At 58.3% G+C, this 25612-nt stretch carries 20 protein-coding genes; 7 read left to right on the forward strand and 13 right to left on the reverse strand.

The window, feature by feature from the left end; genetic code table 11:
• The 4 genes from NLK58_RS10025 to dctP form a co-directional block, all read right to left on the reverse strand.
• Positions 1 to 426, reverse strand: a complete 426-nt coding sequence (locus NLK58_RS10025) for a heme-binding protein (protein ID WP_117618369.1) — start codon at positions 424 to 426, stop codon at positions 1 to 3.
• Positions 427 to 448: 22 nt separating this feature from the next.
• Complete coding sequence (locus tag NLK58_RS10030; protein ID WP_117618370.1) at positions 449 to 1984, reverse strand: TRAP transporter large permease subunit; 1536 nt, start codon at positions 1982 to 1984, stop codon at positions 449 to 451.
• Complete coding sequence (locus tag NLK58_RS10035) at positions 1981 to 2685, reverse strand: TRAP transporter small permease subunit (protein WP_117618371.1); 705 nt, start codon at positions 2683 to 2685, stop codon at positions 1981 to 1983. The genes NLK58_RS10030 and NLK58_RS10035 overlap by 4 nt, the downstream gene beginning before the upstream one ends.
• Before the next feature lie 102 nt (positions 2686 to 2787).
• A complete protein-coding gene (gene dctP, locus NLK58_RS10040; RefSeq protein WP_205422330.1) occupies positions 2788 to 3813 on the reverse strand; it encodes a TRAP transporter substrate-binding protein DctP in 1026 nt (341 codons plus the stop codon).
• A 373-nt stretch (positions 3814 to 4186) separates the two neighbouring features.
• On the opposite strand from dctP, the gene NLK58_RS10045 reads away from it, so the two are divergent.
• The 6 genes from NLK58_RS10045 (at position 4187) to astE (ending at position 9429) form a co-directional block, all read left to right on the forward strand.
• Positions 4187 to 4945: an FCD domain-containing protein gene (locus NLK58_RS10045; RefSeq protein WP_117618373.1), complete on the forward strand. Its 759-nt coding sequence runs from the start codon at positions 4187 to 4189 to the stop codon at positions 4943 to 4945.
• A gap of 154 nt (positions 4946 to 5099) precedes the next feature.
• Positions 5100 to 5870 (forward strand): ABC transporter ATP-binding protein, encoded by a 771-nt coding sequence (locus NLK58_RS10050; RefSeq protein WP_117618374.1) that lies wholly within the window; start codon positions 5100 to 5102, stop codon positions 5868 to 5870.
• A gap of 98 nt (positions 5871 to 5968) precedes the next feature.
• On the forward strand, positions 5969 to 6721 hold the full coding sequence (locus NLK58_RS10055; protein ID WP_117618375.1) for an ABC transporter substrate-binding protein: 753 nt from the start codon (positions 5969 to 5971) through the stop codon (positions 6719 to 6721).
• Positions 6722 to 6769: 48 nt separating this feature from the next.
• A complete protein-coding gene (locus tag NLK58_RS10060) occupies positions 6770 to 7474 on the forward strand; it encodes an ABC transporter permease (protein WP_117618376.1) in 705 nt (234 codons plus the stop codon).
• 3 nt (positions 7475 to 7477) lie between these two features.
• On the forward strand, positions 7478 to 8200 hold the full coding sequence (locus NLK58_RS10065; RefSeq protein WP_117618377.1) for an ABC transporter permease: 723 nt from the start codon (positions 7478 to 7480) through the stop codon (positions 8198 to 8200).
• Positions 8201 to 8358: 158 nt separating this feature from the next.
• A complete protein-coding gene (gene astE, locus NLK58_RS10070) occupies positions 8359 to 9429 on the forward strand; it encodes a succinylglutamate desuccinylase (RefSeq protein WP_341582735.1) in 1071 nt (356 codons plus the stop codon).
• 62 nt (positions 9430 to 9491) lie between these two features.
• Here astE and NLK58_RS10075 read toward each other — a convergent pair whose 3' ends face one another.
• Both NLK58_RS10075 and NLK58_RS10080 read right to left on the reverse strand, forming a co-directional pair.
• A complete protein-coding gene (locus NLK58_RS10075; RefSeq protein WP_341582736.1) occupies positions 9492 to 12518 on the reverse strand; it encodes an efflux RND transporter permease subunit in 3027 nt (1008 codons plus the stop codon).
• A complete protein-coding gene (locus NLK58_RS10080) occupies positions 12518 to 13597 on the reverse strand; it encodes an efflux RND transporter periplasmic adaptor subunit (protein WP_117618380.1) in 1080 nt (359 codons plus the stop codon). Before NLK58_RS10080 ends, NLK58_RS10075 begins: the two co-directional genes overlap by 1 nt.
• A gap of 165 nt (positions 13598 to 13762) precedes the next feature.
• Between NLK58_RS10080 and NLK58_RS10085 the strand changes: the two genes are divergently transcribed.
• On the forward strand, positions 13763 to 14407 hold the full coding sequence (locus NLK58_RS10085; protein ID WP_117618381.1) for a TetR/AcrR family transcriptional regulator: 645 nt from the start codon (positions 13763 to 13765) through the stop codon (positions 14405 to 14407).
• A 32-nt stretch (positions 14408 to 14439) separates the two neighbouring features.
• On the opposite strand, the gene astB is transcribed toward NLK58_RS10085, so the two are convergent.
• The 7 genes from astB to aceE form a co-directional block, all read right to left on the reverse strand.
• Positions 14440 to 15780, reverse strand: coding sequence for an N-succinylarginine dihydrolase (astB, locus tag NLK58_RS10090; RefSeq protein WP_341582737.1), 1341 nt, complete (start codon positions 15778 to 15780; stop codon positions 14440 to 14442).
• A 14-nt stretch (positions 15781 to 15794) separates the two neighbouring features.
• Positions 15795 to 17270, reverse strand: coding sequence for a succinylglutamate-semialdehyde dehydrogenase (gene astD / locus NLK58_RS10095; RefSeq protein ID WP_341582738.1), 1476 nt, complete (start codon positions 17268 to 17270; stop codon positions 15795 to 15797).
• Positions 17258 to 18358, reverse strand: a complete 1101-nt coding sequence (astA, locus tag NLK58_RS10100; RefSeq protein WP_341582739.1) for an arginine N-succinyltransferase — start codon at positions 18356 to 18358, stop codon at positions 17258 to 17260. The genes astD and astA overlap by 13 nt, the downstream gene beginning before the upstream one ends.
• Before the next feature lie 64 nt (positions 18359 to 18422).
• Complete coding sequence (locus NLK58_RS10105; RefSeq protein ID WP_341582740.1) at positions 18423 to 19442, reverse strand: arginine N-succinyltransferase; 1020 nt, start codon at positions 19440 to 19442, stop codon at positions 18423 to 18425.
• Between the two features lie 9 nt (positions 19443 to 19451).
• Positions 19452 to 20666, reverse strand: a complete 1215-nt coding sequence (locus tag NLK58_RS10110) for an aspartate aminotransferase family protein (protein WP_341582741.1) — start codon at positions 20664 to 20666, stop codon at positions 19452 to 19454.
• Positions 20667 to 21014: 348 nt separating this feature from the next.
• Entirely contained in the window at positions 21015 to 22676 is a 1662-nt protein-coding gene (gene aceF / locus NLK58_RS10115) for a dihydrolipoyllysine-residue acetyltransferase (protein WP_341582742.1), read from the reverse strand.
• Between the two features lie 10 nt (positions 22677 to 22686).
• Positions 22687 to 25350, reverse strand: coding sequence for a pyruvate dehydrogenase (acetyl-transferring), homodimeric type (aceE, locus tag NLK58_RS10120; RefSeq protein ID WP_341582743.1), 2664 nt, complete (start codon positions 25348 to 25350; stop codon positions 22687 to 22689).
• Between the last annotated feature and the right edge of the window lie 262 nt (positions 25351 to 25612).

The following is a 25612-nucleotide window of genomic DNA, read 5'->3' on the forward strand; positions in this document are numbered from 1 at the left end:
TCAACCGCGTTTTGTTGCAAAGTGGTCAAGACCGGCCTGGGCACAATCCATGTCCTGCTGGGGCGTACCGGAACTGATTCCGATACCCCCCACCACGTCGCCGTCAACGATCACCGGCAAGCCACCGCCAACTGAGCTGATGCGCCCGCCCACTTCGGTGTGAATACCAAAGGCCAGGCTGCCGGGCACGTTCACCTTGTTGTAGTCGTGGGTGGCTTTCTTCGCCGCCGCCGCCGTGAACGCCTTGTCCTGGGCAATGGTCACACTGGTGATCTTGCCGCCGTCCATGCGCTCGAAGGCCACCAGGTTGCCGGATTCATCCACGATGGCAATGCACATGGGCACGCCGATTTCCTGGGCCTTGTTCGCGGCGCCTTCAATGAGAATTCGTGCTTCAGCCAGATCCAGCCGATTGATTGTCAACATAACGTATTACTCCTTGAATTATTTAACCGTAGACCAGCCCTGGCAGCCAGGTTACGAGGCCGGGAATCAGGATACACATGAACAGCCCGAGCGCCTGAATCGCCAGGAACACCAGGGACGACTGGAAAATCGTGGCCATGGATATTTCCGGCGGGCATACGCCGCGGAGGTAGAACAATGCGTAACCGAATGGCGGACTGAGGAACGACATCTGCATATTGACCAGATAGAGCACGCCAAACCAGAGCACAACGTCATCACCTGCCACAGGCGGGAAGCCCAGCAACCCCGGGAACTCCAGCGCTTTAACAATAGGAATGAAGATAGGAACTGCCAGCAGCAGAATACCCACCCAATCCAGGAACATACCCAGAACCACCAGCAGGAACATCAGCAGGAACAGAATGCCGTATGGCGACATGCCAGTACCCAGGATGGCGTCCGTGACAAATTGCTGCCCACCCTGAAGGATGTAGAAGCCAACAAAGACCGAGGCACCGAACATGATCCACAGCACCATTGCGGATGCCTTGGTAGTGGTTACGGATGCTTCCCGCAGTCCGGCAATGGAGAACCTGCCGTGCATCATGGCCACCACGATGGCGCCAAAGGAGCCGATACCGGCCGCTTCCACGGGCGTTGCGATGCCGCCGAACAGCAGGCCCAGCACCAGAAATACCAGAATCAGTGGAGCAATCAGGTTTTTCGTGAGCAGCAGCTTTTCCTTCAGGGAAATCCGCTCTTCCACCGGTACAGGCGGCCCCAGCTTCGGATTAATCCAGCTGCGGATCAGCACATAGGCAATATACATGGAAGACAGCATCAGGCCCGGGATCACGGAGCCGAGATACAACTCACCGACCGATTGCTGTGCGACAACCGCGTACAGAATTGCCAGGATTGAAGGAGGAATCAGTATGCCCAGAGTACCGCCAGCCATGATCGAGCCCAGAGCGATCTTCTGATCGTAACCGCGCTTGAGCATCGCCGGCAGAGCGATGATACCCATCGTGACAACTGCGGCTCCAATGACACCCACCATGGCTGCAAGGAGGGTGGAGGCCAGGATGGTTGCTGTCGCCAGACCGCCGCTCAGGCCACCCATCCACTTGTAGACCACACTGAACATTTCCTCAATCAGGCCGGCGCGTTCAAGCATCGAAGCCATGAAGATAAACAGCGGTATCGCCGCCAGATCAGAGTTGGTCATCATCGGGAAGATGCGCCCCGGCACGAGGTTCAGCATCAGTGCGTCGCCCACCAGGTAGATGAACATCACCCCTAGACCACCGGTCACGAAAGCCAGCGGCAGCCCCATCATCAGGGCCACGGCAAGGGAACCGAACATCAGATAGGTCAAAGGCCCGATCTTGACGTCAGAAAGGCTACCGGAGAGCTTGAACAGGAATTGCTCATCGCTCCACGGATCGTAGAAAAGAATGTTGATCATTTCGACACAGATGACAAACGCCAGTGCCACTGTGGCGATAATCATCAGCCAGGTACTCAGCTTCCCGACAAGGTTACTACCCGGCGCAGTTGTTGTATTTGTAGTCATGCGGTGCGCTCCCGGCCAAGACGGACAAACAGGACAATATCCTTGATCAGCTTGGATGTGCCTGCGAGTAAAAGAAGTATTGAACCCAGAACCATCATGCCTTTGGCCGGCCAATGCTGGATGCCCCAGGTCTCAACCGTGGTCTCATTCATGGCGTAGGAATCCTGGAAGAAGGTCCAGGAGGTAACCAGCAGAATCAGGGCAAAAATGAAGAAGAACATGGAAGTAAAGATGTCCAGGCCAATTCTTCCCCTCGGCGGCAGCATGTTGTACATCACATCCACACGCACGTGGGCGCCATGAAGCATGGCAAATGCGCCCGCCAGCATATACTGCATACCCAGCAGCAGGAAGCTGGCTTCATGGACCCAGATGGTGGGCATGTTAAAGATATAGCGCATGACCACCCCAAAGAAATAGAACACAACGGCATTGATTGTCCAAAACGACACAAACAGACCGGATTTGTCGCACATCCAGTCCACTACCTTGGTAAACCAGTTCCCTTCGAACTGGAGATAGATAAGAGGATCATCCTCTTCCGCCTGTAATTCCCCCGGTGTCAATTCCGGCTCGGCACTCCCGCCTCCGTGACCACTACTCCACCTGTCCCAGGCCATCATGATCAGCGGCATGACCGCAAGCCAGCCCCAGTAGAACCAGTGCGGCATTACGAATCCGAAACCTTCAAGATCAGACATGTTGTTGCTTCCTCAGCCACAAAACGGGGAAGGTGGGACCCCCCCTTCCGAAGCTGTCCCTGCCCTTCCCCTTGTTTCTTTTTTTATTGATTTGACAAGGCGTTACCGGCCCGGCACACCTTCAAGATCAGACTCATCGATATAGCCGACGGTATCGTTCATCATATACTCGATCTGCATGTCGAAGATGGCACGGGCATCTTCGTCTTTGTTCGCCCACTTATACCAGATCGGGATGGCTCTGCGGCGCCATTCATCCACATCCTCCTGGCTCAGACGGCTCACGGTGTCACCCGCATCCTTGAACTTCTTCATGGCCTCAACGTTGCGCTTCTGAATGGTCAGGTAGTGCTTCTGGGAATAGATGCGCACTTCATCCTCAACCAGTTGCTGGAGTTTCGGATCCAGAGCGTTCCAGGCACGCAGGTTGACGGTCAGATCCATCAGGTCCACCGGCTGGTAGATCGACATTACGCCCGGAGGTCCGAACAGAATGTAATCTGTCACCTGGGAAAAGCCCAGTTCCCAGTTCACCGCCGGGCCCACGTAATCGGCTGCGTCGATGGTGCCCTTTTCCAGGGCCGGGAAGATGTCAGAGCCCGGCAGACTCACGGTAGAAGCACCGAACGCCTGAAACACCTCAGCGACCATACCACCGGGAACCCGGAGCTTCATGCCTTTAAAGTCTTCGAGACTGTTTACCGGGGTCTTGGAGTGAATGATATTTGCATCGTGCTGGATCGGCCCCACATAGAACAGCCCGAACTTCTTGTAGATTTCCCGGGTCTTCTCCAGCATGCCCAGTGAGTAGAACATGGTGTCCCACTGGTGAGGCTGATCCGGGCCGCCGGGATAGGATGACAGGAAAACCGAAGCGGGAATCTTGCCGGACCAGTACAGAGTGAACGGGTTCATGCCCTGAAGAACGCCACTGCGAACCGAATCGAACAGTGAATTGCTATCGGCGGCGACAGCCTTGGCAGGGAAACATTTGAAGATCAGTTCCCCGCCGGACTTCTCTTCCATGCCATTACACCAGTCCTCAAACAGGTCATAGCCGACCGTGCCCGCATCCCAGACAGACTGGATTTTCCAGGTTGTTGCAGCCTGGGCCTGGCCGGCACCCATCAGCATCGCGCCGGCGAAGGCGGCGCCTACAGCGGCAGTTTTAAGGAAACTTCTGCGAGGTGGGGTCTCGCCCGTATCACATTTATTCCGGATGTTATTCTTCGAATTCATCGAAACGTCTCCGTTGGCTTTGTTGTTATGAGCGTCATAGCAACGCCGGCACAGGCCGGCATTACCATGATATTCGTAGCCATTCCCGCTTTAGTCCAGTTCCGTAACTACTGGTCAGACCAGTTTTTGAAGTATTAAAAATGGACGAAATACTCTGAATCAGCCATATTTAACGGGCTCGGACGCGTATCGGTTGGCAGATTAAGCAACAACAATCAGAACCATTGACTGGTCAGACCACAGAGCACAAACAGGCACCCAAATGGCAATCTCCCAGGAAATTTCTTACCGGCTGGAACGGCTCATCCTTGATGGCGGGCTCGCCCCGGAGCAGAAAATACCCTCCGAACGGCAATTGGCGGCGCGGCTGGGTGTTTCCCGCGCAGTCATTCGCGAAGCCCTGCACGAGCTTCAGGGTCGAGGGGTTATCGAAACCCGGCATGGCAAGGGCTCATTTGTGGCCAGCATGGTTCCCGGCTCCAACGATCTGGGTGAACAGAGCCCGCTGATGCATCTTTTCGAAGGCCACCCCCGAACCCTCTATGATTTGCTGGAAGTGCGGGAGCAACTTGAGGGTCAGGCGGCCTACCTGGCAGCACAACGGGCAACCCGGCTGGACCGGCACCGGATCACCAAGGCGTTCCGTGCTCTGGAAGACACCGATCCGCTCAGCAACGCCCGACCCGACCACGGCTTTCACCTGGCCATTGTGGAGGCCTCCCACAATCCGATTCTGGTGCACGTGCTCAATAGCCTGAAAAACATGATGCTGTTGACCGTTCAGGCATCCGTTGCCAACCTCAACCCGAGGGAAGAGATGCGCAAGAAAATTGTCCGCCAGCACAGGCAACTTTATGAGGCGGTAATTTCCGGCAAAGCCGCCAGCGCCCAGAAAGCCGCCACAGCCCATGTGCGGTTCGTCAGCGAAGCCATGCGGGAGATGGAAAAGGAAGGCAGTACGCTGATCCGCCTGCCGGTCGGCGCAGAGGCCGGGGCGCATTACTCACAGGCCACGACCTGAGGATGGCAAACGCTTGCATTGATCACCCATTCGCCCACAATGAAATGCAGCGAACGGCGGTGAAATACGGTGAAACGCCCTGTTGAAGGTATTGATTTCTGCATCCACAGTCCGTAAAACATGCGCCTTTGAATTACAGCCTCAGGAGTCACCCATGGCGGACCAAGCGCCTTTGATCTGCAGGGACATTCACAAGACCTTTGATCAGCTTGAAGTACTCAAGGGTATTTCACTGGAGACCCGCAAAGGCGACGTGGTTTCCCTGATCGGCAGCTCCGGCTCCGGAAAGAGTACCTTCCTGCGTTGCATTAACCTGCTGGAAACGCCCACATCCGGCGACATTATCGTGCACGGCGACCCGATACGGTTCACCACCAACCGGAAAGGCGAACGCATTCCTGCGGATAACAAGCAGGTTGAACTGATCCGGGCAAAACTTTCCATGGTGTTCCAGAGCTTCAACCTCTGGTCCCACATGACCGTGCTCGAAAACATCATTGAAGCGCCCATCCACGTGCTCAAGGTGCCCAAGAAGGAAGCGATTGAGCGTGCCGAGGCCTACCTGAACAAGGTGGGCATCTACGAACGCAAGGATTACTATCCGGCCCAGATGTCGGGCGGTCAGCAGCAGCGGGCCGCCATTGCCCGGGCCCTCGCCATGGAGCCGGAAGTCATGCTGTTTGATGAGCCCACGTCGGCTCTCGATCCTGAGCTGGTGGGTGAAGTACTCAAAGTTATGCAAAGCCTCGCCGAGGAAGGCCGCACCATGATCGTGGTCACCCACGAGATGGCGTTTGCAAGGGATGTGTCGAGTCAGGTCCTGTTCTTGCATCAGGGCGTGATTGAGGAACAGGGTACACCGCGGAAAGTGTTTGATAACCCGGACTCGGAACGCATGAAACAGTTCCTGGCGCCCAAGTTCTGACACGCGGTGCTATCTTGAGCCGGTGAAGAAATAAAAGCTGGAATCAAAAATTCCATTAAAAATAAAGCCCAAAAGGCAAACCACTGGAGAAGTGACACATGAAAAAACTGATTGTTGCAGCAAGCTGCGCCCTCGCCCTGATTGCAGGCGGTGCACAGGCCCAGGAACGTAGCCTCCGCATTGCATTCGACGTGCCCTACGAGCCGTTTGAGTACAAAGACGAGAACGGCGAGCTGACCGGTTTCGAAGTGGAACTGGCCGAAGCCATGTGTGAAGAAATGAACGCTGACTGCGAATTCGTTATTCAGTCATGGGACGGCATGATCCCGGGTCTGCTGGCGCGTAAGTTTGATCTGATCATGTCTTCCATGTCCATCACTCCGGAGCGGGCCGAGCGGGTTCTGTTCTCCGAACCGTACTACAACACCCCGGGTGGCTGGTTCGGCCCTGAGAGCTTCAACACCGACGTCACCGACATGGACGCCATGAAGGGCAAGACCGTGGGCGTTCAGCGTGGCACCACCATGGACACCCACGTAACCGAAAACATGGGCGGCATTGTGACCATCAAGCGTTACACAACCGCCGATGACATGGTTCTGGACCTTGAAGGCCAGCGTCTGGATGTCGTCTTCGTAGACTATCCGGTAGGCGAGCAGACTATACTGCCCAAGGAAGGCTTCAAGGAAGTTGGTGAGCCCGTAAAGCTGGGTGAGGGTGTTGGCGTTGCCATGCGCAAGCGAGACGCGGATATCGCAGAGAAAGTGAATGCAGCCCTTCGCACCCTGAAGGAAGATGGTACCTACGACACCATCATGCAGAAGTACTTCGCTTACGACATCAAGATGTAATCTTACTGGGGCGGCCGTTAAGGCTGCCTCTGCTTACCGGACGTTCCCATGCTCGATCTGAAAGGTTATGGCCCGGCCCTGATAGACGGGGCAATCGTTACCCTTGAGCTGGCCTTCCTCTCTCTGGCCCTCTCGGTTGTCCTGGGACTGATTGGCGCGCCTGCCAAACTGTCGCAAAGCCGGGTTGCCAGGGGCATCGCCACCACCTACACCACGCTGATCCGTGGCGTGCCGGATCTGGTCATGATGCTGCTGTTTTATTACGGCGGCCAGGTTGCAGTGAACATGCTCTCAGACTACATCTGGGAAGCCTACGAAATCGACTTTTTCTTTCAGTTCGATCCGTTCATCTCTGGCGTGGTAACGATCGGGCTGATCTTCGGCGCCTACATGACCGAAACTTTCCGGGGTGCCTTTCTGGCGGTTGAAACCGGCCAGATTGAGGCCGCCCGCGCCTACGGCTTTACCCGCCTGCATACCTTCCGCAGAATCATGCTGCCTCAGATGCTTCGTCATGCCCTGCCCGGGCTGGGCAATAACTGGCAGGTTCTGCTGAAAACCACGGCACTGGTGTCGATCATCGGGCTCACGGACATGGTCCGGGTTGCCGAGGAAGCCGCCAAGGCAGAGCGGATGCCTTTCCACTTTTTCATTCCGGTGGCGTTCGTCTATCTGGCCCTGACGGCGGGGTCCGAGCTGTTTATCAAATGGCTCGACAAGCGCGCTAACGTCGGCGTGATTCAGGGGAGTTAACGGATGCCTGATTTCATTGCCGAGTGGCTCAACCAGAACGACATTTTTACCGCCATGACCATCATGGAATACTGGGATGGTCTGGTGACCACCGTCCATCTGGTGTTCCTGTCATTGGTTATCGGCTTACTGATGGCGGTACCACTGGCCATTCTCAGAACGGTTCGCAACCCGTTCGTGTCCGGGCCAGTGTGGCTGTACACCTACCTGTTCCGCGGTACACCGCTGCTGATCCAGCTGTACATTATCTATTACGGCCTGGCCCAGATTGAGGGGATACAGGAGACTTTCTGGTGGGAGATCTTCCGGGAGCCGTTCTACCCGGCCCTGCTGGCATTCACACTGAACACCGCAGCCTACACCACGGAGATTATCCGGGGTGCAATTGTGTCAACACCCAATGGTGAAATCGAGGCGGCCAAGGCCTATGGCATGAACTGGCTCATGCGTATGCGGCGTATCGTGCTGCCGAGTGCCGCGCGGCGTGCGGTTCAGGCATATTCCAATGAGGTGATTTTCATGCTGCACGCCAGTGCCATTGCCAGTGTGGTCACTATTGTCGATCTTACCGGGGCGGCGCGTAACATTTACTCGCGGTTTTATGCGCCGTTTGATGCGTTTATCTTTGTAGCGTTTTGCTACATGGCGCTGACCTTTATTCTGGTGTTTGCGTTTCGCAAACTTGAGAATCATCTGCTTCGACATCAGCGGCCGGTAAGCGGCTGAGCCTGCTGATTTCGGCTTAAGTGCCCGGGCAGGCAGGGTGTTGCCTCCCGGGAGACGCTACGAGCACATCCATGTGCGCTTGACTGAAGCCATCCATGGCTTCAGACACTCCCGGGAGGCAACACCCTGCCCGCCCCCAGACTTGGTTCGGGGATTCTATGTCGGCAAAACACGACCTTTTCGGAACTCACTCTGACTGGCTTTTCCACACCCTCGACAATTCGAAAGCCTCACTTCCTGAAACCAAAACCTTCCTTCCCGACGGAACCCGCATCAGCCGCAAGGCCGTTGGGGTTCTGGACATTGTTCCGCCCGCTGGCCGGGGCAATCCGAATTCCGAGGCGATCATCGTTTCCGCGGGTGTGCATGGCAATGAAACCGCACCTGTCGAGGTTCTGAACGAACTGGTTTCTGAGCTGATTGATGGCGAGTGGGAACTTGCCTGCCCGGTCTTGTTGATTCTGGGTAATCCGCCGGCGATGGTGGCCGGAGAGCGGTTCACGGAGGTGAACCTGAACCGGTTATTCAATGGTGCACACGGGCGGAGCGAGTACGACGGTCTGGCGGAGGCGGCGCGGGCGCAGTTGCTTGAGGAGGCTTGCCGGCAGTTTGCCATGGCAAGTCCCCAGGCGCTTTATCACTACGATCTGCACACCGCCATTCGTCCCTCCCACCGGGAGCGGTTTGCCTTGTATCCTTTTGTGGCCGGGCGACAGGTTCCGGTCAGGCAGTGTGATTTTCTACTGGAGGCGGAGGTGGAGACGTTGCTGCTGCAACACAAGGCGGGCACGACGTTTTCGTCGTTTTCGGCGTCGCTGTTGAAGGCTGAGAGTTTTACCGTGGAACTGGGTAAGGTTCGGCCTTTCGGCCAGAATGATCCGAAGCGTTTCTCGGGCATCCGGGATGCCTTGCGGCGGCGGCTCCGGGGGCAACCTGCGCCTTCACCGCAGCCACCGTTTGACCAGTTGACGGTGTTTGAGGTGGTGCATGAAATCCTGAACACCGGAAAGAATTTCCGGTTTCACATCCCGGATGATGTTGCCAACTTCACCGAGTACCAACCCGGCACGGTGATCTGGGAGGACGATGAAACCAGTTACCGGGTCGGGCATTCGCCGGAGGCCATTGTATTTCCCAACCCTGAGGTTCCTGTGGGCCAACGTGTCGGTTTGATGATCAGGCCGAAAACGGGTTCGAAGTTGGGGTCAGATGAAAAAGGGGTCAGATGAAAATTTCATCTGACCCCTTTTTCATCTGACCCCAACTTTGACTTGACCCTGACTTCAGCGGGTCAGGCCGGGGCGTTTTCAGGTTCCGGTACGCTGGCTCTGATCAGTTGGGTACATACCGCCGGGATCACCAGCAGGGTCAGCACCGTGGAAGCCAGCAAACCTGAGATAATGGCCCAGGCCATCGGTGGCCACAAGGTGGAGCTGGAGAACGCCAGGGGCAGCAGACCGGCCACGGTGGTTGCCGTCGTCAGCAGAATCGGGCGGGTGCGCTGTTCTGCTGCGCTGCGCATGGCACCCCTGATGTCCTTTCCTTTCTCCAGTTCCCGGTCCATGACATCCAGAAGCACAATGGCGTTGTTTACCACGATACCCACCAGGGCAATAACCCCCAGCAGGGACTGGAAACCGAAGGGGGAACCGGAAAGCACCAAACCCGGGAAGATACCGACGGCAGCCAGCGGTACCGTCAACAGGATAATCCCGACCCGGCGGAAGGAATTGAACTGCAGCAGCAGGAAAAACAGCAGCAACAGCATGCCGATAGGTGCCGCTGTCAGCAAAGCCGTATTGGCCTCACCCGAACCTTCGGCATCACCGCCCAGTTCCATGCGCGTGCCCGGCGGCAGGGGCGTCTTGTCAAGGGCTGCGTACAGGCCCTCCAGAGCCTGACTGAAGCTGTAGCCGGTTTCCAGGTTCGCCGTTACCGTGTTCATTCTGACGCCATCGCGCAGGTACCGGGCGGCGGGTTCCCAGGTGGTAGACACACTGGCTACCGCCGACAGGGGCACGGCATCCCCGCGATCATTGTAGATGTTGACGGACAGCAGGCGTGAGAGCGACAGCGCAGTGCCTTCCCGGGACCGCAACACCAGGGGAATGGGGTCCTCCTCCTGGCGATAGCGCTCGGCCACCACACCAAAACTCTGGCCATAAAGGCTTTGGGCCACATCGGCGCGGGTCAGGCGGTACCGGGCCGCAGTGGCGTCGTCGACGTTAATCGCGATGCTGGGCACGCCGATATCCAGATCATGGCGCACATCAACCGTGCCCTCAACGCCCCGCAGAATACTGAAGACCTGTTCCACTGCCCTGGCCCGGGTGTTGTCGCTGGCGTGATAGATCCGAATTTCCACCGGTGCGGCCCTTGGTGGCCCCTGCCCGAGCACACCCACGGTCACGTCCAGCTCCGGCATCTGCTCGTTTACATGAGCGCGTATCCAGCGGGTCATATCGGCGGTGTCTTCAAGGGTTGGTGTGGTGACAACGAGTCTGGCGCGGTTCGGAGCCTGAGGTGCCTCCTGGAGATTGTAATAGAATGACGGCCCGGTGTAGCCCACAAACCGGTGCACCGCCAGGGCATCGGGCCGGGCCCGGATAGCCCTCTCAAGGACTGCCGTTGCGTCCGAGGTGCGGGACTGGTCAGTACCCTCGGGCATGTGAACTTCAACGATGACTCTGGGGCGATCAGCATTCGGAAAGAACTGCCGTGCCATAAAAGGCGTCATGGCCAGACTGATGGCGACCAGAATGGTGCCGGCGGCAATCAGGCGTCCGGGGTGCCGGGCAACCAGGCTGCCCAGAAAACGGGCCAGACCCGTAAACCGGTCCTCTCTGCTTTTCCGCGTTGGCTTCAGGAACTTCGCAGCCAACAGGGGTACAGCGGAAATGGCCAGCAGATAGCTGACCGACAGGGTCAGCATGATCATCACCGGCACCCCCCGGGTGAAATCGGCGGTGCCGCCCTTGGACAGCAACAAAGGCGTAAACGCCGCCAGAGTGGTGCCGGTTGAGGCACCCAGAGGTCCGGCCAGTTCAGTCACCGCCTTACGCAAAGCATCGAGGCGACGCATCCCCTCGTCCAGGTGTCCCTGGATGCTTTCAACAATCACGATGGCGTTATCAATCAGGATACCGAGGGAAATTACCATACCAATCACGGCAATCTGATGCAGAACGCCGCCGCCCAGATCATAGAGCCCGACACTGATCAACGCCACCATGGGCAGGATGGATGCGACCAGCAGACCCATGCGAATACCCATGCCGGTGAACACCACTGCAACGATGATCAGCACAGAGAGCACCAGGCTCCAGGCCAGGTTGTCCAGCCGTTCCTCCACCTTGTCGGGCTGGAAGAACATTTCCCGGATCTCGTAGGGCTCAAACTCTGCGCGAATCCGGGCCACCCGTTCCCGTACCCGCTGGCCAAACCGGATTGCATCGGTGGTGCCCTCTTCCATGATGATGGAAACCAGCACAACCCGCTCGCCGTCGTACCAGGTTTCCGGCTGCCGGGGTTCCGCTGGTCCGCGCCAGACATCCGCCGTTGCCGCGAGGGGCACCTGGGAGCCGTCAGGCAGTTCTACAGGCGTGGCGCGGATGGCGTCAATATCGGCAAATTCGCTGTTGGGAAGCACCGACAGGCGGCGGCCATTGACCACCACGAAGCCGCCGGGGATGGTCTGGTTGCGCCGCGCCAGCGTGTCCAGCACCCGGGCCGGGGAAATGCCCAGGCGGTAGAGCGCGGCATCATCCAGGGCCAGGGTGACCTGTTCATCGGCATCCCCTTCCAGTGCAATCCGGGAAACACCCAGAATATCCGACAGGTTCTGCTTCAGCCGCTCGGCAACCTCCGTTAGTTCCGTGACCGACGGCGAGCCACCTACGGCCATGACGATTGCAGGATTGTCGATCAGGCGGTCATCAAGCACCATTTGCCCCACATCATCCGGAAAGTCCTGCCGCGCCCGCTCCATGGCCTGGCGCACCCGATCCCAGGCTGGGTCGGTGTCATAGATGGTGTCATTCAGGCGCAGCCGGACAATGGCCACCCCGGTGCGGGCAGTCGCCTGGGAGAAATCGACCTCTTCCACTTGGCGAAGCTCGTCCACCAGCGGCTGCAATACAAGCCGCTCCACAGCATCGGCGCTGGCGCCCGGGTAGTTAATACTGATCAGCCCCGCCCGGTAAGGAAACGACGGATCTTCCTGACGTGGCATGGTGCTGTACGCCGCAATGCCAAGAAGGCAGAGCATGGCAACAACCATCCCGAGAAGTCGCTGGCAGTTCAGAAGCCGGCGAGTCATCAGCGCACCTCCACGGCATCACCGTCGGCCAGCCGGGTCATGCCCGCGTACACCACCTGATCACCGGGAGCCAGATCACCGGACTTGACGACTACCCTTTCGCCGACAACCCGATCCACGACCACGGGAACCCGTTTGGCGACCTTCTCACGGACCCGGAAAACACTGGTACCCTCGGCATTCCGGACCACAGAGAGCAAAGGAACCGTGAGTGCCGATTCGCGTACCAGGGTTATCCCCACCTCCACAGGTTCGCCTGGCTCCAGGGTATTGACCGGCAGACTGACCAGCACCGGGTGCAATTCACCACGAATGGCGCCAGCCTGGGCGATCTCCACGACAGAACCGGTTTGCGAAGGCTGGCTGCGGTCCTGCACCGACCAGACCGGCAGGGCCTGCCGCAGTTGCACGTGGTTCAGCAGATGGGCGGGCACTCGCACTTCCACTTCCCGGCCTTCCGGCGAAGACAGGCGCATCACCGGCTGGCCGGCGGCGACGAATTCATCCTGCTGCACCAGCAGGGCTTCCACACGTCCGGAGAATGGTGCCCGCAGGGCACTTTCTTCCAGCATTTGCGTGGCCTCCGCCAGCGAGGCACGAGCCGTGGCAACACTGGCTTTCAGGGAATCGCGCCGGGCGGCAATCTGCTCCAGGTCCTGTTCGGAAACCACACCACGTTGATGCAGCCGGCTGGAACGTTCCCACTCACGTTTAGCCTGCTGGTACCCGGTTGTGAGCTCGTCCAGCCGGGCTCTGGCGGAATCCCGCACCGGCTCCAGGGCGGGGTTGTAAACCCGGGCCAGAACCTCACCAGCCTGCACCTTCTGGCCCAACTCAACCGCCCTCTGTTTCAGGGTGCCGCTGACCTGAAAGGTCAGGGTTGCCCGCTGGCTGGCGCGGACAATTCCGGAAAACCTGAGGGGCATATCCCGGTTTTCACCACCGCCCACCTCTGAAACGCGCACCGAAACCCTTTGCTGCTCAGGCTCCGATGACACGTCACTGGCTTTGCAGCCGGACAAGAGTAGTGAAAAGAACGCGAGGGAAACTATGGCAACGGAAATACGAAGTGGCGTCATGATTCATCCTTTCGTCCATGCTCATGTTGTTGGCGGGGCCCGGTCCGTGGCAGCCCCGATGATTGTTTAAGACATCATGTCATTCTTTGACATTTTGTCAATAATCGGGTTTGATCCAGTTTCAGGTATCATGTGCCAGCTGTTGCCACCTAACCGGATGATTGAATGAGCGAACCGCTGAAAACCCGCCGGGAGCGGGAAAAACAGGCCCGTTACGACACCATTCTGGACGCCGCCGAACTGGTGTTTTCAGAGAAGGGCTACGAGCGAACCTCAATGGATGACATTGCCCGCACGGCCAGCCTAAGCCGGGCGCTGCTGTATGTGTATTTCAAGGATAAGGCGGCGATACAGCGGGGCATTATGCTCAGGGCCGGGCACAGCCTGTTCCGTCGCTTTGAAGAAGCGCGGCAAACCGCCGACACCGGCCTGGCCCAGATCCGGGCGATGGGCGAATCCTATTACCGTTTTTATCTGGAGGAGCCGGACTACTTCTCAGCACTCACCAAGGCCTCCACGGCCATGATCGAGGCCGACGAAAGTCAGGCGGAGGAGATGCTGTGTTCCAAGTCAGACCTGATGGAACTGATGGTGGCAGCAATCAAACTGGGGCTTCAGGACGGCACCATGAACCGGCGGCGGATCAGCGATCCGGCACAGACCGCCCTGTACCTGCGGGGCGCGCTGCATGGTGCGATCCTGCTGTGCCAGTCAGAAACGGGCGAGGGCAACGACGGCTTCCCGGCCGAACAGCTGATCCGGCACACCATGGACATGCTGACCTCGTCGATTGCAGCCTGTCGGACTTAAGGCTGATCTACTGTACCGGTGGGACACGGACGCTAACGCTGGAAATCGTAGATTGAGCCGAGCCCGAGAATACCGGTGAGTTCGTCCAGGGCTTTCCGGACCTCTTCCAGCAGCATGGGGTCTGCCAGGTCATCCTGGCTCAGCTCATCCCGGTAATGGGCTTCCACCCAGGTGGTCAGGCGCTCATAGAGTTCGTCAGTGACAATGACCCCCCGGTGCGTGGCTTTGAGTTCGTCATCGTCCAGAACCACACGCAACCGCAGACAGGCCGGGCCACCGCCATTGCGCATTGACTGCTTGACGTCGAACACTTCCACCGAGGTGACCGGCCCACCGGATTTCACCAGATCATCCAGATACCGGCTAACCGAAGCCACTTCCCGGCACTCGCCAGGCACGGCCAGCAGCATGCCGTCGGGCGTGTTCAGTAACTGGCTGTTGAACAGGTAAGAGGCCACCGCGTCTTCAACCGGCACCTCAGCACGGCTGACCCGAATCGCTTCAAGTTCGGCACCGGTAAGACGTTCCCGGATATTCGCCAGCACCTGGTCTTCATTCAGGAACGCCGTCTCGTGATAGAACAGGGTGTTTCCGTTGCCTACCGCGATAACATCGTTATGGAAAACGCCGGCATCAATGGCTTCCGGGTTTTGTTGGGCAAACACCGCATGCTGACCCTTCAGGCCATGCAGTCGTGCAATCGCCTGGGAGGCCTCCAGAGTCTGTCGGGCCGGATATTTTTCCGGGGCCGACGCCTGTTCGTTAAAGGCGACCTGGCCGTAAACAAACAACTCTACGCCGGGCTCCCCATAGCCGGCACACAACCGGGTATGGTTGGCGGCGCCCTCGTCACCAAAATGACTGACCGAGGGCAGCGCCGGATGATGGGCAAAATAGCTCTCATCGGCAAAGATCGCTTTCAGGGAACGCCCGGTTACCTTGTGTTCGATGGAGCGGTGGAACTTGGCGCTCAGGTTGGCCGGGGTGAAATGCACCCGGTGATCCGTGGTATCGGCACTGGGCGAAACCGTGGCGGCATTGGCCGTCCACATGGACGAGGCTGAGGATACCGCCGCAAGAATCGACGGGCTGGCTTTCGCCGCCTGCTCCAGCACCCGGGCTTCCGTACCCTCAAAGCCAAGAGCCCGCAGCGTCGGAATGTGCGGCCGCTCATGGGGCGGGAGAATACCCTGCACATAGCCCCTGTCCGCCAGCCGTTTCATCTTGGCCAGCCCCTGGAGCGCCGCCTCCTTCGGGTTGGACGCCGATCGCACGTTGGTTTTCGACGCCACGTTACCCCAGGACAGCCCGGCGTAATTGTGGGTGGGGCCAACCAGGCCGTCGAAGTTTGCTTCTACCGCGTGTTTTGCCATGGCAGTCGGTTCCGTTAATCGAAGTTCAGGCCGGGGGCAAGCGTGTCTGGCAGCTCACTCTTGCCGCCTTCCAGTGACGCCATGGGCCAGGCGCAGTAATCGGCAGCGTAATAGGCGCTGGGGCGGTGGTTGCCGCTGGCGCCAACACCGCCGAAGGGTGCCGCACTGCTTGCGCCCGTGAGCGGCCGGTTCCAGTTTACGATACCGGCCCGAACCTCCTCCACCAGCCGATCATAGAGTTTCCGATCATCGGTCAGAATACCGGCCGAGAGCCCGTAACGGGTATCGTTGGCCAGCTCCAGGGCATCATCAAAGCCCTTGTAGCGGTGGACCGTGAGCAATGGCCCAAAGAATTCCTCATCGGTCAGATCGAGCCCGGTCGCGTCGATAATACCCGGCGACAGCAGTCCGGTATCGGGTTTGAGGGACGTCATCTCCAGCAGGGATTTACCGCCCTTCTCCAGCATACCGGTCTGGGCCACCAGGAGCTTATCCGCAGCTTCGGCTGAAATTACCGCCCCCATGAACGGCTGAGGATCGGCATCGAACTCACCCACCTTGATCCGGGAGGCGACCTCCACCAACCGGTCCAGGAAGGCAGCACCCTTTTTGCCCCTGGGAACCAGCAGCCGACGGGCGCAGGTGCAGCGCTGACCGGCCGAGAGAAACGCCGACTGCAGGGCATGGTGAACAGCACCGTCCACGTCATGAACATCCTGAACAATCAGCGGGTTGTTGCCGCCCATTTCCAGGGCCAGGATTTTCTCCGGCTGGCCGCCGAACTGTTTGTGCAGAAGGTGACCAACCGTTGAACTGCCGGTAAAGAACAGGCCATCGATCATCGGGTGGCTAGCCAGCGACTTCCCGGTATCGGCAGCGCCCTGCACCAGGTTAATCACGCCGTCTGGTATGCCTGCCTTCTCCCAGAGCTTCACGATCACTTCCGCGACCCCGGGGGTCAGTTCACTGGGTTTGAACACCACGGTATTACCCGCCAAAAGTGCAGGCACAATATGCCCGTTCGGCAAATGCCCCGGGAAATTGTAGGGGCCGAATACGGCCACCACACCATGGGGGCGGTGCCGGAGCACCGCATGGCCGCCGGCAACGTCCGATTCAGAGTGGCCGGTACGCTCGTTATAGGCTTTCACGGAGATGCCGATCTTGCCAATCATCGCTGCCACTTCGGTCCGGGACTCCCACAGGGGTTTACCGGTTTCCAGTCCGATCTGGTAGGCCAGTTCCTCCTTGTGGGCTTCAAGCAACTCGCCAAAGGCTTCGACCACTGCCTGGCGCTCCACAAAACTTCTTCGCCGCCACTTCAGAAAGGCGGTGCGCGCCTCACGCACGGCCGCGTCAACGTCTTCAAGGTTGGCACTTTCACCATCCCAGACTGTCTCGCCGGTCACTGGCTGGACAGATTCGAAGGGAGCACCATGGCCCTGAAGCCATAGCCCGTCGATAAACAGTTCGCCTGTCAGCTTTGCCATTTCGATGCACCTCCCGATACTGGACTTCCATAGGTATGTCTGGTCAGCGTAGCCGAATCTTTCAAGGGGGTCAGCCGGACTGGATCGCCGGATTCGACCTGTAACGCGTCCGCAACCTCCGGCGCCAGACCGACGGTATCCGGCCCGATGCAACTGATCGGCACGGTGGTCACCCGAAAATCCCTGAATGATCGGTTCGATATCATCGCCCTCTCAGCCGCCGGAACATCCAGGTTCACCGGTTTACGGATGACCATGGCATGCCGGTTGACGCTTTCTCTTACGGTGCGGATGTTGTGAACAAAGGCCTCTACCACCGGACCGCCATCAAAGATGTCCACCAGTCCGTTGAAATTGAACCCCTCCTCCTGAAGCATCCTGAGCGCCGGAGCCGTGTTGCCATGCACCCGGCTGATCACTGCCCGGGCCGAATCCGGCAACATGGGCAGATAAATCGGATATTTCGGCATCAGCTCGGCGATAAACGACTTGTTGCCAAGCCCCGAAAGCACGTCCGCCTCACTGAATTCCATGTCGAAGAACTTGCTGCCCAGGGCATCCCATAACGGGCTGCGCCCCTGCGCGTCAGAAACGCCCCGCATCTCCGCGAAAACCTTGTCCGAAAAGTGCTTCCGAAACTCGTCCAGATACATGAACCTGCAACGGGAGAGCAGCAGACCATTGCCACCGCCCTTGTACTCGTCAGAAAGCAGCAGCGAGCAGATCTCGCTGGTATCAGTCATGTCGTTAGACAGATGCAGCGTCGGGGTGCGCACGTGCACGCCGAGCTCCTTCGAGGCGTTCACTGCAACACTCAGCCGGTAGTTGTAAAACACCTCGTCCAGACCAACCCGGGCCTGGATTCCACTGATTCCGACAGTCTTCTTTCGCTGGATATCCTCAAGCGCAAACAGGTAAAGCCCGGCCTCCGGCGCACAGCGCTGATTGAAGGTTTCCCGGGCGTGGCTGATCTTCCTCTCCAAAAGCTCCCGGTCCGCGGGCAGCGTTGTGAGCCCCTTGCCGGCGCTCTGCGCCATAGTGTAAAGATCGTCCAGATCGTTTTCCTGAAGCGGGCGAATTACCAGCATGGTGTCGCCTCTCTGTTTCCGCGATTTAACTGAATAACCGTTGGAATGCCTGTCCGAATCGCTGTCATAGCGGCGCGATCCTTACCCGGTCACCCGCGGTCTTGTTCAGCACCTTCCAGGTGTTGACCGGCACCTTGAGTGTGTCTTCCAGAGTTTCCGCAACCGGTGTCAGGGTGCAGCGGAACTGGTCCCGCTCCCCTGCCGCAATCAGACAGGTTTCGCCAAGGTCATGATTGGCGGCATGCAGGGGTTTCGGGTGGCTGGTCACCAGGGTTCTCAGGCTGTCGGTGCGCGCCTCCAGTACTGGCCCGGCGTCAAAAATGTCCAGGTAGCAGCCGGGCTGGAATCCCTCCCGCTGGAGCAATTCGAAGTTCGGTACGGTTATCTCATGCGGTCGCCCCAGCGCCTTCTGGGCCGCCTCGCTCAGCAGGGTGACATAGATCGGATTGGGCGGCATCAGTTCAGCGATAAAGGTTTTACTCAGCTGCCCGGAATACTGATCTGCCGTTTCAAAATCCATATCAAAGAAATGTCGGCCAAGGCTGTCCCAGAACGGCACGCTGCCGTCATCCAGTTGCACACCCTGGATTTCCACTGCCACCCGTTGGGTAAACCATTCCCGATGATCGGCGATGAACAGAATCCGTGCACGGGATAGCAGCTCGAACGCCTCACTGTCACGGAGTTCCGGCCGGATCGAGAACGAACACAGCAGGGTGACATCGGTCAGAAAGTGGGAGGGATACAAGACTTCTACCCGCCTTGATACACCCAGCTCATGGGATGCGTGAATCAGCGCATCGCGCCGGTAACTGTAGAAGGGCTGACCATTGCCGGCCCTGGCATCGATACCAGCCGTGCCCGCGATCTCTCCGGTTTCGGTGTTTTCCAGCACGAACAGGAACCTCGGTGGGTCATCCTCTGTGCTGATCTTGCCGGCAAAAGACGCCAGTGAATGCTCAATCTTGTATGCAAGGGCATCGTTTTGTTTGGGCAGGGTGGAGGAAAGGCGGGCACTCTGGGTGCCCGCGATGGCGAGAATCTGGTCCAGATCATCCGGCTGCGCCGGACGTACCAGCCACATAGGAACTCCTTAGGCCGTCAGTTTTTTAACCGCCGCTTCGAAACGATCGAGGGCTTCGCCGATATCCTGCTCGGGAATGATCAGTGACGGCGCCAGACGAATCACGTTAGCACCAGCCATCAGAACCATCACGCCCTCGTCCAGACCTGCATTAAGAAAATCCCTGGCCTTGCCCTGCCACTGCTCGGTGAGCACACAACCGAGTAACAATCCGGCCCCGCGAACTTCACTGAACACGCCATAACGCTCACCAATATCCATCATGCCCTTGCGGAGCCTTTCGGAGCGCGATTTCACACCCTTGAGAATCTCCGGCTGGCTGACAGTATCCACAACCTTTTGGCCAACGGCGCAGGCCAGGGCGTTACCGCCATAGGTGCTGCCGTGGGTTCCGACGCCGAGACTGGCAGCTACCTTTGCGGTTGTCAGCATGGCTGCTATCGGGAAACCACCGCCCAGGCCCTTGGCACTGGAGAGAATATCCGGCACCACGTTGTACATCTGGTAGGCATACAGGTGGCCGGTTCTTCCGACGCCGGACTGCACCTCGTCGAACACCAGCAGGGCATCGTTGGCATCACACAGCTGGCGCAGACCTTCAAGGAAAGCCTGGTCGCCCGGCATAACACCGCCTTCACCTTGAATGGGCTCTACCACCACGGCGCAGGTTTTTTCCTTTGAGATCAGCTTATTAACCGATTCCAAATCATTGAACTCAGCGTGGTGGATACCACCCGGAGCCGGCTCAAAACCTTCCAGATATTTGGGCTGGCCACCGACACTGACGGTAAACAGGGTGCGGCCGTGGAAGGAGTTCCTGAACGAGATGATTTCGTTTTTTTCCGGGCCGAAGTGCTCCCAGGCGTAACGGCGGGCCAGCTTGAAGGCGGCCTCGTTCGCCTCACCGCCGGAGTTGGCAAAGAACACCCGCTCGGCAAAGGTGAGATCACACAGGGTTTTGGCCAGACGCAAAGCCGGCTCATTGGTCATCACGTTGGACAGGTGCCAGATTTTCTCGGCCTGATCGTGCAACGCGCCTACGAGTCCCGGATGGCAATGCCCGAGGCAGGTCACCGCAATACCACCCTGAAGATCAATAAACTCGCGGCCTTCCTGATCCCAGATCCGGGAACCCTCGCCCCGTACCGGAATGACGGAACCGGGGGCGTAATTGGGCACCATGACTTCATCGAACAGTTCGCGGCTAACGGGTTCTTTATTCATAGATCTCTCTCGGGAAAGCGGCTAAACGTATAAAAATAGTAGAGTGACCGAACCGGACAAGTACGTAGGTGTGCGGACTCTTGCACCATAATACGCCACTCAGGGCGTAAGAACATCCGGTTCCCTGGCTGCGGGCCGAGATTGTACGGACGGAGCCAATGGCTACCTGTGCCGCTAAAATAGCAACTACCTGGATGGTGCATAGCGTAAAGCATCAGATCATTGATCGACCTGACGCAACTAACGCGCTAAAGAGAAGTGCGAATACCGGGGAGCCCGAACGACGAAGGCCGGTAAGCCTTCGTCGCGCCACCCAACCCGTGGGCCGGGTGGACGCCAGACTTCAAATCAAAGCAACAGGGACCGAATATCCCCAAGAAGCTGACTAAGCAGCGACGTAAACCGCGCCGCATCCGCCCCGTTCACCGCCCGGTGATCGTAAGACAGAGACAACGGCAGCATCAACCGGGGCTGGAACTCCTTGCCATCCCAAACCGGCTTCATCGCCGCCTTGGAAACCCCCAGAATCGCCACCTCCGGCGTATTCACAATCGGCGTAAACGCCGTGCCGCCAATACCACCCAGACTGGTGATGGTAAAGCAGGCACCCTGCATCTCGGCCGGCTTCAACTGCTTGTCCCGGGCCTTCTGGGCCAGCTCGGCGCTTTCCGCCGCCAGCTCCCATAAGCCCTTCTGATCCACATCCCGGATCACCGGCACCATCAGCCCATTGGGCGTATCCACCGCAATCCCGATGTGAATGTACTTCTTGCGAACCACCTCCTTGCGCTCCATGTCCAGCGACACGTTGAACTGAGGCAACTCCGCCAGTGCCGTGGCACAGGCCTTCAGCAGGAACGGCAGCGGCGTCATCTTCACGCCCTTCTTCTCGCCGGCTGCCTTCTGGGCCTTGCGGAACTCCTCCATATCGGTGATATCCGCATCCTCGAACTGGGTCACATGGGGCACGTTCAGCCAGCTGCGCTGCATGTTGTTGGCAGTGGCGAACATTATCCGCGACATGGCCTCGCGCTTGACCTCACCAAACTGGCTGAAGTCCGGCAGCTTGACGCCGGGGATACCAGAGCCGGTGGCAACGCCACCACCCTGCTGGGCCTGCTTCAGCTTGCTTTTCACATAAGCCTGAACGTCGTCTTTGACAACCCGGTTCTTCGGGCCAGAGCCCTTGATCCGGGCCAGATCCGCGCCCAGCTCCCGGGCCAGTTTGCGCACGGCGGGGCCAGCGTGGACCTTAGCGCCTGGTGTGGGCGGCTCATAGGTAGCCCCTTGGGGTTCGGGTTCGGGCGCGGACTCAGCGGCCTGCCTGGACTTTTCTTCAGGTTCCGGCCCGGGCTTTTCTTCCCTGCCGGACTCTTCCTTGCCGGACTCCTCAGAGGCCTCCTCCTCACCGCCACCGTCTTCCTGAACGGTCATTTCCAGCAGTTCGTCACCTTCCGAAAGTTTGTCGCCCTCGGACACCAGGATCTTGCTCACCTTGCCCGCATAGGGCGAGGGAATCTCCATGGTGGCCTTGTCGGATTCCACCGTTACCAGCGGATCGTCCGCCTCGATGGTATCGCCCTCAGCGACATTGATTTCGATAACCGGAACGTTGTCGAAGCCATCCAACGCAGGAACCTTCACAGTTTCCTTGCGGGAGCCGCCGGAAGCCTTCTTCGGCGCCGGCTTGCTTTCTTCTGACTTTTCTTCCTGTTTGCTGTCGTCCTTTTCCTCGGGCTCGTCACTGCCGGTATCAGAGCCACCGGCATCGCTGCTGGCTTCCATCATCCCGACAACATCGCCTTCCTTGACCTTGTCACCCACCTTGACGGTGATCTTGGTGATCTTGCCGGCACCGGGTGACGGCAACTCAACCGAGGCTTTGTCTGACTCAACGGTCAGAATCGGATCTTCTTCCTCAACCGAATCCCCCACGCTGACGGTGATTTCGATAACCTCGACCTCATCCGCACCGCCGAGATCCGGAATCTTGATTTCCTGTTCACTCATGGCGGTCTCCTTAGCTCAGCACCGGGTTCGTTTTGTTGCGATCGATTCCGTATTTGCGCATGGCTTCGAGAACCACATCGTTCTTCACCTCACCATCCTGGGCCAGGGCAGACAGCGCGCTTACCGTCACGTAGTAACGATCCACTTCAAAGAAGCTGCGCAGCTTTTCCCGGGTGTCACTGCGGCCGAAGCCATCAGTACCGAGGGTCAGGTAGGTTTTGGGAATAAACGCCCGGAGCTGCTCGGAGTGCAGCTTGATGTAATCGGTGGAAGACACCACCGGCCCAGCCTGCTTCTCCAGGCACTGGGTGACATAGGCCTTCTTGGGTTTGTCATCCGGGTGCAGACGATTCCAGCGCTCTACGTGCTGGCCTTCACGGGCCAGCTCGTTAAAGCTGGTGACGCTCCATACATCGGAAGCCACGCCCCAGTCGTCTTTCAGCATCTGGGCCGCAGCGCGCACCTCGTTCAGGATGGCGCCGGCGCCAAGCAGCTGAACCCGGGGCGCTTTCTTGCGGCCCTTGGTTTCAACAGATTCGAACAGGTACATGCCCTTGATGATGCCGTCCTCGCAATCCTTGGGCATCGCAGGCTGTTCGTAGTTTTCGTTCTCGACAGTCAGGTAGTAATAGACATTCTTGTTGTCCTCGAACATCTCTTTCATACCATGACGGAGCACCACGGCCATTTCGTACCCGTATGCCGGATCGTAGGCCTTACAGTTCGGAATGGTGTTGGCCAGAACGTGGCTGTGACCATCCTGGTGCTGCAGGCCTTCGCCGTTCAGGGTGGTCCGGCCGGCGGTACCGCCGATCAGGAAACCACGGGCCTGAATATCACCGGATGCCCACGCCAGATCGCCCACCCGCTGGAAACCGAACATGGAATAGAAGATATAGAACGGAATCAGCGGGAAGTTATTGGTGCTGTAGGAAGTTGCTGCTGCCATCCAGGCCGCCATGGAGCCATCTTCGTTAATCCCTTCCTCAAGGATCTGGCCCTTTTTGTCTTCCCGGTAGTACATGATCTGGTCACGGTCTTCCGGAACGTACTTCTGCCCCTCGGCCGTGTAAATGCCCAGTTGACGGAACATGCCCTCCATACCGAAGGTACGGGCTTCGTCCGGCACGATCGGCACCACCCGCTTTCCGATACGTTTGTCTTTGGTCAGAGCCGTCAGTATCCGGACAAAGGCCATGGTGGTGGAAATTTTCCGCTCTCCAGAACCTTCCAGCACCGCCTTGAAGATGTCGAGCTCCGGAATCTGCAATGGCTGGCAGTCCTTGCGCCGCTTGGGATAGAAACCGCCTAATTCCTGTCGGCGTTTTTTCATGTAGACGATTTCCGGGCTATCCGGTGCCGGGCGGTAATAGGGAACGTCCTTGAGCTCGTCGTCCTTCAGCGGCAACGCAAACCTGTCCCGGAACGACTTCAGTTGCTCGATGTCCAGTTTCTTCAGGGAATGCGCGGTATTCTGTGCCTCACCGGCCTCGCCAAATCCGTAGCCCTTGATGGTATGGGCCAGGATGACGGTCGGGCGGCCACCGTTGTTGTGGATGGCGTGATGGTAAGCGGCATAGATCTTATAGGGGTCATGGCCACCGCGGTTGAGCTTGTTGATCTCCTCATCAGAGAGGTTTTCAACCAGCTTCGCTGTTTCGGGGTACTTGCCAAAGAAGTGTTTGCGGGTATAAGCAGGTCCGTTGCTTTTATAGTTCTGCAACTCGCCATCACAGACTTCGTCCATGACCCGCTGCATCTTGCCGTCCTTGTCGCTCTCGAACAGGGGGTCCCAGTGACGACCCCAGACCACTTTCAGCACATTCCAGCCGGCACCCCGGAAGACACCCTCAAGCTCCTGTATAATCTTGCCGTTGCCACGCACAGGCCCGTCCAGACGCTGAAGGTTGCAGTTAACCACAAAAATGAGATTGCTCAGGTTTTCCCGGCCGGCCATGGAAATGGAACCCAGGGTTTCCGGCTCGTCACATTCACCGTCACCAACAAAGCACCAGACTTTGCGATCACCCATTTCGACGAGCTCCCGGCTGTCCAGGTACTTCATGACGTGTGCCTGGTAAATGGCCTGGATGGGACCCAGACCCATGGAAACCGTCGGGAACTGCCAGTATTCAGGCATCAGCCAGGGGTGCGGGTAAGAGGACAGCCCCGTGCCATCCACTTCCTCCCGGTATTTGTCCAGATCCGTTTCGTCGAAACGGCCTTCCAGGTAGGAGCGGGCATAGATGCCCGGCGAAGAATGCCCCTGGAAATAAATCAGATCGGATTCGCGTTTTTCGTCGCCGCCATGGAAAAAGTAGTTGAAGCCCACGTCATACAGCGTTGCTGCCGACGAGAACGATGAAACATGCCCACCCAGATCTCCGGGCCTCTGGTTAGCGCGCATGACCATGGCCATGGCATTCCAGCGGATCAGGGAGCGAATCCGGCGCTCCATAAACAGATCACCGGGCATCGGCGCCTGCTGGGAAACAGGAATACTGTTCCGGAATGGCGTGGTGATGGAATAAGGCAGCTCGGTGCCATCGCGGCTCGCCCGCTCGGAGAGCCTTTCAAGTATGTATTTGGCCCGGTCTACGCCTTCGTTCTCGATCAGAGATTCCAGCGCGTCCAGCCATTCACTGGTTTCAATGGGATCATCGTCCTGGTACATCAAACCCTCCCCTTGGCATCAAAAAGTGCGGCGCGGCCACGATCAGCAGCCTGGCGCGCAGCGGTGTCGATAAGCTGCGATGAATTGCAGTGTGTTGTTGTGGGTATTTCCAGCCTGACAGGCGTACCGGCTTGCAGCACACAGAACCTGTATAAAGCATAGAACAGCTTTCACACTTTTCCTGCCTGATCGCCCCTGATTCACGGGCTTTTGGCCTCAGGTTGACCGGCATTCTGGTGAAGTGCGCGGATCCGCCTACCCG

The sequence above is a fragment of the Marinobacter metalliresistant genome, assembly GCF_038098645.1.
In the GTDB taxonomy this organism is placed as follows: Bacteria; Pseudomonadota; Gammaproteobacteria; order Pseudomonadales; family Oleiphilaceae; genus Marinobacter; species Marinobacter metalliresistant.